Below are 9424 nucleotides of genomic sequence, written 5' to 3' on the forward strand. Positions count from 1 at the left end.
TCAAATCCGCAGGATTTCAAAATCTTCGTTATGCTTCACGTACGATAAAAGGTATCGAGACTATTCATGCCCTATATAAACAAAGGCGAAGTCTTCAAAGAGACCCCGCCTTTTCAACATACAATGAACTTCAACAATTACTAGCTACTTCTTAAACATTGTTCCTCATTTACCAACCTGTTTATGTTTTTTTCAAACTTTGCAACAGAACCCTAATCAATATTTAAAGTTAATAAAATCACACTTATTATATCAGTTTAAGGCCCTTACATTTTAAAGCTGCATTATAACGTGAGTTAACTTTCAATTTTTTGAAAATTTTACTGAGGTGATATTCAATGTTTCGGCTTGACATTTGGAGATTTTCTGCAATTTCCTTATTAGTCTTTCCAGCTGAAACCTGCTTCATAATGTCTAACTCTATATTTGTTAGAAGACTCTCTGTATCAATTTCCTTAAACTCTATATTGTCTAACAATTTTTCTGGAAACACCACCGTTCCTTTTAAACATAATAATATACTGGCTACAATCATACTATCCGTATAATTTTTATTAATAAATCCTCTAACTCCAGCTTTCACAAGGCTATTAAAGTAAGGATAAATCTCTTCATCATTGAACATAATCATAATTTTTGATTGGGGTTTTATATTTAATGTTTTAATAGATAATTCTAATCCATTTATTCTAGGTATATGAAAATCATATAAAAATACATCTATCTTATCTTTAGACGTATTTAATATTTTTAATGCTTGTTCACCACTATAGCATACCGAAATTTCCATATTATACCTTTTTAGAATTTGAGTTATAGCAGATGTTAGAATCCTATGATCACCTACTAATAAAATACGAATCATATTAATATATTCCTCCTAAAAGTTTTTCATACATGAATACGACAACCATATAATTTATTTGGTGTATTTTGTTATTTTTTAGTATTTTTTTACGTTTCTTATAATATTATCCTATTTTATAATAAAAGTGTAATAAATAACATTTACCGGGGGGTGTTAGCATGCGTAAGTTACAAAAAGCTCAAGTTAAAAACTATGGTGCATTTTTGACTGTTACTCTTTCTAAAAAGAGTAAACCAGGTGATGGCAAATTTGGCCGTGGGGTTAAAAGAGGATAATTAAAATTATGATATTACAAAGTGTATGAAGGGGAGCCGTAAGGCTCTCTTCTCCTTTATCATCCTAATATAAACAAGTTAACGGAGGGTTAGTATTGATTATTACTCGTAATAAGAATACATCCACTACGAATTTAGAGAATGAGTGTATTGTCTTACATAAAGGAAGTGGACAATATTTTGGTCTAGAAGGAGCTCTAAAGGAGCTTTGGATGGAAATAGAAGAAGATAAAAAGGATACTAAAGATATAGTATTAAAGTGGAAATCTAAGTTTGATCAAGATGAATCAGAATTGTCTTTAATATTAAATGAGATGATTGAAAATCTTATAGAGAATGAGTTATTAAATATCGAGGATGATATTTGTGAATAGTAAATCCTATCTAAAGAATCAAGGGTATTTTACTACAACTCATGCTTTTGTAAGGATGATGTTGTTAGAATATGATTTTGAAGAAGCGTATGAAAAAATAGCAATCCATATGTACCCCTTATATACAAGTGCCAGTGCTAGAAAGATTAAAGATATAGAGACAAATGAATTGCGAAATCATGGTAAAATCCTCTACGATTTAGATGAAAATGATCATCTTATTACTTCATGTGTTTCAATCGCTGTGACTATTCAATCCATTCTATTTAGTAATGGATTGGATGCCAATCTATTAATTGGTGTTAAGAAAATTGATAATAAATTATTTTCCCATGCATGGGTTGAATTAGAAAATGGAGAATCCATAGATCCTAACAATAAGAATAAAGATTTACAAGTCTTACAAAAATATAGTATGCATACCTATGCTGAAAGGTGGGTACTATCCCTAATATGAAAATTTGGTTCGGAATGCAAGGTAAAAGTAGTTATATATGGGATAAATGGTTAAGTTCCATAAGTAAGTGGGGAAGTACTACGGATTTTAAAATTATAAACAATTCAACAATGTTCATGGCTGAGACGATTATAGATTATGATGAGAATAGGTATATAGATCGACTACATAAAGTTAGTATGTCTGCCCCTATTATAATGGATGGGTGGATAAATGGAGAGTTAACAGCCAAATCAAATGGTGTGGATTTTTTTTTCGATGATTATCAAGATTTATATCAAAAATTAAATAGCAGTAATACTAAAACATTATCTTCATCTAATGGGGAATTTACAATACTTTGGTGGGATGAAAATATTCAAAGTTTAACAGCAGTAACAGATATATATGCAACACGTCCCATCTATTATTGGTTAAGTTCAAAGGGAGAATGGTTTATATCCAATGATATTCGTATACTTTTACTAGTCCCAGATATTCCTTTTCAAGTAGATGAAGAAGTATGTAAAATGTTTCCCACTTCTGGATTTGCTGTGGGAGAAAATGGATTTGAAGATCGTACTTTTTTTAAAGGGATTAAGAAACTACCGGCTGCATCCCTTGCTTATTTTAAGTTTAATTCCATACAGACTCGTAAATATTGGGGAATATCTAATCTTCTTGATAACAAAAATATAACCAAAAATGCTACTCCTCTATTTCGAGAATTATTTCAAGAAGTAACAAAAGATCGTTTGAAAGATAAAAAACATATTGTAGAGCTAAGTGGAGGGCTGGATTCTGCTACAGTAATGGCAGCAGCTATTGCAACAGAAAATACAGAAAAAATATTGGCTGTAAATATTTCTTTCTCAGATCCAGACATGTTTCTAAGTCACGATAGGGATCTTGTTAAAAATATGATAAAAGATTTAAATATTCCTGGGTTAATTATCTTGGGAGATAAAACTGCTAGAATCCCTAATGCTGAAATTGGTCGCGATCCCCTTTGGTTTATTGATGGACCTGATCCCCGAGCTAATGCATTAGTAAATGAAACTTTTACTGTACTTGCTAGAGAATACGGGGCCTCGTCTGTATTAACCGGCGAAGGTGGTGACTTTCTCTTTAGTGGAGGGGAAGCAGTAATTGATTCATTAATTCGACAAGGACGATTTAATGAATCCTATGACATTCTAAAAAAGTGGGCAGGTAATAATACTCTGAAGATGTGTAAGTTAGCATTACAGTATGGTTTCGCTCCCTTCCTTCCGTATATAGGGGAAAAACTATATTATAAACTTCTGTGGTCAGATACAGAGTATGAATTGCCAGAATATTTCACTAATAAACATAAGGAAAGGGAGGAAAAAATTAATAAGGAAGATTATCAGAGATATCAACAGAGCAAAAAGTTATTGTCTTGGGGAAAAAGATATCACTTTGATTTTCTCTGGCCAAGGGCAAGATATATGGATTCAATAGGAGTATCTTTACCTGCATATCATCCTTTTCTAGATAGACGTTTAATAGAATTCTCTTTTTCCGTTTCCCCAGAACAACATTTTGACATTCTAAAAGGACAGATGGAAAACTATGCAGGGTCTAAAATGCTATTGCGTAAGTCCTTTACTGATATTCTACCTTCTTATATTTATAATAGATCGACAAAAACTACTTATGCTCATATGGCAAGGAAAAGTTTTCTTAATGACAGAAAACATATTTTACAATTATTCCTTCCTGGAGAGCGTATTTTAGTTGCTGAAATGGGAATTATCAACACGGATATGTGGTGGAAACATCTACTTGCAATGGCTATACGTTCTGAAGACCCAAATAATGACTTAGGAATGGGTTATCAATATATGAGATCTGTTATTGACTTAGAAATCTGGCTAAGAGAGGCAAGTCAAGGTAAAGACCATCTCCTTGAACGTAGTCGCCCAAGGAAGCCTCGATTAATGGCTGATATAGAAAAAGTCAATATAAATAAGAAGGGTAATTACAGTTATTACTCATATAAGTAGAATTAACTCTATGTAAAAGGTGAAGAAAATGAAGAGGAATCTGTTATTAAGAGTAAAAGAGAACTTGTTACATATAAAAGAGTTACTGCACATAGTGAAATTACTCGGTACTATGGTATGGAGATCAGGTCCCATATTAATGATTTTTATTTTCCTTTTCATTATTATAGAAGCAGTAGTTCCATTATTGCAATTATATGCTTCTAAAAAGATTATGGATGGAATCCTTAATCAGAGCTCTATAACGCATACAGAGTTATGGGCAATGATTTATGCAAGTAGTCTAGTCATGGTTGGTATCATAAAGCCTATAGAAACATGGGTGAAAACTTTACTTTCAGAGAAATCAATGATAACTGTAAATAGTTTTTTACTTGATGCTTTTGAACGTATTCCAGGGATGCGTTTTTTTGAAGAACCTAAATATAGAGACAGATTGGAAACATTACGTGACCGTTCGACTTGGTTACCTTCCCAGTTTATTAATATTAGTACAAGCCTGCTAACAGCTATTATTTCTCTAATAGGTGTTGTGTCCATGATTGCTTACCTTTCCCCTATATTAGCTCTTATACTCCTTATGTCAACAGCACCATTTGCTTTTGTACATAACCATTATAATGAAATGGAATGGGAATACCATAAAGAATATGCTCCTATAAGAAGAAGGATATCTTACACACGGGATTTATTACTTAATAGACAGCCTGCAAAGGAGATCCGTTTGTTTGGTTTAGGGGAATATTTTCTCAGTATATATAAATCAAATTTTAAAACTTTGTATACTATGTTAAAAAAGATTCAGGTCAAGAGCTCTCAGTGGTCAATTATATTTGGATTAGTATCAGGAGCTGCAATGGGGGGAGGATATTTTTGGATTTTATCCCAATCTAACTCTACAAGTCTCTCAGTAGGTGATATCTCTTTGTACATAGGTGCAGTTTTACAGTTGTCTATTTCACTTAGAGATATAGCAAAGGAAGGCGCTGATACAGTAGATATATTGAGAATGGGAAAGGATTTCTCTATATTCATGAACTCTGAAAAAGATATTACTCCCTCTTCAAGACCTAAGGATATTAGGGAACAAAATGCATTGGATATTGAATTAAAAAATGTTAGCTTTCGTTATCCCTATAAAGAAGAGGCAAGCCCTGATAACCAAGGGGGAAATTCTAAATATGTTTTAAAAAATATCAATCTCTCTATTAGGGCTGGGGAAAGGGTTGCAATTGTAGGAGCTAATGGTTCAGGCAAAACTACGCTTATAAAATTACTATGTCGTTTTTACGATTTTAATCGTGGACAAATTAATATTAATGGGACATCTATAAAAGACCTTAATGTTGAACAGATAAGAGAAAAAATTGCAGTTGTATTTCAGGAATTTGGACGATATGAACTTTCATTAAAGGAAAATATAGTCATAGGTGATATTAAATCTTCACACAAAGAGGAACAACTCCACAATGCTATACAGGCTACTAAATTAGACAGAATTATAAAAGATTTACCAAAGGGCCTAGAAACTTTGATTGGTCCTGAGTGGGGAGGAGTTGATTTTTCCGGGGGACAGTGGCAACGAATTGCATTAGCTAGAGCATTTATGAAAGATGCTGGCTTAATAGTATTAGATGAACCAACTGCTTCCTTAGATATAAGAGCAGAATATGAAATTTTCCAGCAATTTCACAATTTTACACAAGGAAAGACAGTAATAATGATTTCCCACCGTTTTAGTACTGTTAGAATGGCAGATCGTATAATAGTACTAAAAGACGGAAGCATTGTAGAGGAAGGGAATCATGATGAGTTAGTAAATATAAATGGTGAATACGCAAAGATGTTTAGATTACAAGCTAAGTCTTTTCAGGGGAAGGATGAAAGTCTTTGCTAAAGTTTTATATATTCTTAAAAAAAGTTCCTAAATATCTTTCTCTAATATTATATAGTCTAAAACTATTTTGGAAATGTGATTCTTCAAAGAGTGTAATATTACTTTTTATAACCCTTATAAATGCACTATTAGGACCTCTTCTTGTATGGTTGAGTGCTAAAGTAATAGATGGAATTACTGAATCACCTTTTGATTTTTCTTCTTGGAATAGTGTAGTTTGGATATCTTTAATATATATTGGATTAACTCTAGTAGTAGATGCTTTGCAGCCTATATCTGAGATGCAGAAGCGTCTACTAACTGCTAAATTAGAAGCTCATATCGATGAATTACTAATTAAGAAAGTTAATGCAATGTTAGGTATTTCAATATTTGAACAGTCCTCCTTTCATACTAATTCTCAAATTATTAAATATAACGAATACTTTGTAACAATGTGGATAAATATAATATCTCAAACTTTCAGTGGTCTTGTAATGATAATAGCCAGCAGTTTTCTAATAGGAAAATTTGCTTTTTGGATACCCATCATATTTCTATTATTAGCTTTACCAAAAATGTTTTGGGAGGCTAAGTTAAATAACGCTACTTTTGAAGGTCGTCCAGAAGTCCAAGAACTTAGAAGAAGAGCTGAGTATTATTCTGGAGTGCCACTTTCTCCTTCTACTGCTAATGAAGTGAAAGTGTATAGTCTGGTACCTCTATTTAAATCCCTTTATCGAAGTACCTCTACTCAATTACTCCATACTATTTCTAAGGATCAGAAAAGGTTAGCCTTATACCAACTTTTTTGGTCTGTTTTACAATCTATAACTGTAGGAATCATTGTTATCTACATTGTAAAACAAGCAATTAAAGGGGAAGTAACTGTTGGGGATTTACTACTGTTCATAGGGGCCGTGGTTCAATTTAATGAGGGAGTAAATGAAATGTTTGCAGCATTTGCAATTGGTGCTAGGGAAACTAGACACTTAAATAATATATTCACTTTTCTTAACAGTGCTGTAGATATGCAAGATGGTGCGCATACACTCTCAAACGAAAAGAGGGACGGATATAGGCTTGAGAATGTATCTTTTACTTATAATGGTTCTAAGGAGATTATTAATATCCATAACCTAAGTATACCCTTACATAAAACTACAGTACTAGTAGGGGAAAATGGGTCTGGTAAGACTACTCTTCTAAAATTACTCCTCCGATATTTTGATTTAAATCAAGGAGAGATATACTATAATGGCTTGCCACTAAAGGATTATAAAACTAATTCTTTTCGAACAAATACAACTGCCGTCTTTCAAGATTTTTTACGGTATGAAATGACCCTTAGGGATAACATTAGTATAGGAAATATATCTTTTAATAATAATTTAGATTTAATAGAGAAGGCATCTCAACTAGGAGGTGTAGACCATTTCCTAAGTAAGCTAGATAAAGGATATGATACAGAATTAGGTAGGCTATTTGGTGGTAGAAATCTATCTGGAGGGGAATGGCAAAGGATAGCCATATCTCGTGCCTTTATGCGTAACAAGACTGCGAGTCTCTTAGTATTCGATGAGCCGTCTTCAGCATTAGATGCCTTTATAGAAGAAGAAATATTTGATAAATTAAATAAACTTAAGGAAGGGAAAACAGTAATAATTGTATCACATAGATTAAGTACGGCTCGTTTTGCAGACAATGTTATTTTTCTTGAGCAAGGCCAAGTGCTGGAAACAGGCACTCACGATGAGTTAATAGCTAAGAAAGGAAAATATGCAGAATTATATGAACTACAGGCCCGAAAATATCTGTGAAGAGAGGAGATAAAAATGGATAGGATAAATAGAATGCGTACTTTTCAAGACGATGATATGAATATAATGGTATCTTGGTTTGAGGATTCAGAGGTTCATAAGAGGCTTGGTGGTATGCTGCCTTTACAGGAATGGTATAGTTTTGCCAAGGATAATAAAAGTTATAACATATGGGTTGCTGAGCAAGAAGGAAAGATAATAGGAATAAGTATGGTGGAAATAGAAGAAGGAACGGGAAGCATTGCTCTACTAATTGACCCATCCTTACGAGGAAAGGGATTAGGAAAAGAAATTATAAGAAAGACAATGTTATTGGGAGAAATGAAGGATCTTAAGAAATGGTTCGCAGGAATTGAGATGGATAATATAGCTTGCTTAAAATGTTTTGAATCTAATGGCTATTCATATGAGGATATTAAGCCAGATGAGGATGGCTACTATTCTCTTATATATATCCCTGATGTGGATTAAGGGAAGGATGATTATAAAACAGATTAAGATGTTTCTGTTCTTCGTGTTATTATTTGAATTTTTACACCCTTCGTATCAGGTAGCTGCAAATATTAATAACGAAGAAGCTGATTATACTTTTCTTATATATATGATTGGTTCAGACATGGAAAGTGACTTCCATATGGCTAGTGATGATATACAAGAAATGGTAAATATTGACTCCTCTTCTAATATAAATGTAATTCTTCAAACAGGTGGAGCTAAGAAATGGACTAATCCTAATATTAGTAATGATACTAACCAGCGATGGAAAGTTGAAAAGAATAATTTAAAACTTATTAAGAATATTGGAATGAAAAATATGGATAATCCTGCTTCATTAGCTGATTTTATCAAATGGGGAATGAAAGAGTATCCTGCGAAACGGTATGTACTATTATTTTGGGGACATGGATTAGGTGCTGTTGATGGTTATGGAGGGGATGAAAACTACGGAAACAAGAAAATGAAAGTAGATGAGTTAGAATCAGGAGTACAACAGGGAATGAAAGGTACTCAAAAGAAATTTGATTTAATAGGATTTGATAATTGTAAAATGGCTAATTTGGAAACTGCCTATGCACTTCGGAAATATGGCAAGTATATGTTAGCATCTGTGGATTATACAAATAGGAATGGCTGGGATTATGAGGTGATGCTCAAGGCTGTGCATGATAATCCTTCTATAAAGCCTAGGACTTTAGGAAAAGAAATTGCCAAAGGCTATCTTGCACAGTCTAAAAAGAATGGAGAAACTGAGGACTTACAGCAATCTCTTATAAAACTAAATGGGGTAGATAAAGTTGTGAAATCTTTAAATGAATTCAGTGTTAAGATGAATCATGCCCTGGAATATACTTATTCTAAACCATTTCTACACTATGCGAGATTAAATGCAGAGGATTATGCGGATGAGTCTGATATGGTGGATTTAGTGGACTTATCACAGAAAATTGGTAAACACATAGGTGCTCGCAAAGAAGCAAGAGATATTAAAAAAGCAGTAGAAAACGCTGTGGTCTATAATATGAAAACCCCTGAACATCCTATAGGAAAGGGCATCTCTATTTATTTTCCGGGTAGAGATAAGGAATCTAGGTTTAACGAAAAGGCCAGCATATATAGAAATCTAGAATTTAGTAAATACTATAAGGACTTTATAGAGAGATATTCAAAGTAACTTGTCATGCTTAGAGTATAATTACTAGTTTATAATCCTGGGTACTTATTACTCTAGATAAGATACGAAATAA

General features: G+C 32.9%; 9 protein-coding genes and 1 pseudogene. 9 read left to right on the top strand and 1 reads right to left on the bottom strand.

The annotated features are described in order from the left end of the window. A pseudogene (locus tag HRG09_RS26815) lies at nucleotides 1-155 on the top strand (IS6 family transposase); the annotation flags it as partial. 92 nt (nucleotides 156-247) lie between these two features. Here the strand turns inward: HRG09_RS26815 and HRG09_RS26820 are convergent. After that, nucleotides 248-865 carry a response regulator transcription factor gene (locus HRG09_RS26820; protein WP_174103870.1) on the bottom strand — a complete coding sequence of 206 codons (618 nt, stop codon included), beginning with the start codon at nucleotides 863-865 and terminating at the stop codon, nucleotides 248-250. A 161-nt stretch (nucleotides 866-1026) separates the two neighbouring features. On the opposite strand from HRG09_RS26820, the gene HRG09_RS29860 reads away from it, so the two are divergent. The 8 genes from HRG09_RS29860 (at nucleotide 1027) to HRG09_RS26855 (ending at nucleotide 9351) form a co-directional block, all read left to right on the top strand. Next, entirely contained in the window at nucleotides 1027-1143 is a 117-nt protein-coding gene (locus HRG09_RS29860) for a lariocidin family lasso peptide (RefSeq protein ID WP_483862120.1), read from the top strand. A 95-nt stretch (nucleotides 1144-1238) separates the two neighbouring features. Further along, complete coding sequence (locus HRG09_RS26825) at nucleotides 1239-1517, top strand: PqqD family peptide modification chaperone (RefSeq protein WP_174103871.1); 279 nt, start codon at nucleotides 1239-1241, stop codon at nucleotides 1515-1517. Further along, nucleotides 1501-1974 (top strand): lasso peptide biosynthesis B2 protein, encoded by a 474-nt coding sequence (locus HRG09_RS26830; protein ID WP_217448183.1) that lies wholly within the window; start codon nucleotides 1501-1503, stop codon nucleotides 1972-1974. The genes HRG09_RS26825 and HRG09_RS26830 overlap by 17 nt, the downstream gene beginning before the upstream one ends. Further along, a complete protein-coding gene (locus HRG09_RS26835; RefSeq protein WP_174103873.1) occupies nucleotides 1971-3983 on the top strand; it encodes an asparagine synthase-related protein in 2013 nt (670 codons plus the stop codon). Before HRG09_RS26830 ends, HRG09_RS26835 begins: the two co-directional genes overlap by 4 nt. Before the next feature lie 28 nt (nucleotides 3984-4011). Further along, the gene (locus HRG09_RS26840; RefSeq protein ID WP_174103874.1) at nucleotides 4012-5880 is read left to right on the top strand and encodes an ABC transporter ATP-binding protein; all 1869 of its coding nucleotides are present in this window, start codon (nucleotides 4012-4014) and stop codon (nucleotides 5878-5880) included. Beyond that, nucleotides 5874-7679, top strand: a complete 1806-nt coding sequence (locus HRG09_RS26845; protein WP_174103875.1) for an ABC transporter ATP-binding protein — start codon at nucleotides 5874-5876, stop codon at nucleotides 7677-7679. The genes HRG09_RS26840 and HRG09_RS26845 overlap by 7 nt, the downstream gene beginning before the upstream one ends. Before the next feature lie 15 nt (nucleotides 7680-7694). Next, nucleotides 7695-8150 (top strand): GNAT family N-acetyltransferase, encoded by a 456-nt coding sequence (locus HRG09_RS26850; protein WP_174103876.1) that lies wholly within the window; start codon nucleotides 7695-7697, stop codon nucleotides 8148-8150. A 43-nt stretch (nucleotides 8151-8193) separates the two neighbouring features. Further along, nucleotides 8194-9351, top strand: coding sequence for a clostripain-related cysteine peptidase (locus HRG09_RS26855; RefSeq protein ID WP_309232389.1), 1158 nt, complete (start codon nucleotides 8194-8196; stop codon nucleotides 9349-9351). The last annotated feature ends 73 nt before the right edge of the window (nucleotides 9352-9424 follow it).

It is taken from the genome of Bacillus sp. Xin1, from assembly GCF_013314535.1.
Taxonomy (GTDB): Bacteria; Bacillota; Bacilli; order Bacillales; family Bacillaceae_G; genus Bacillus_A.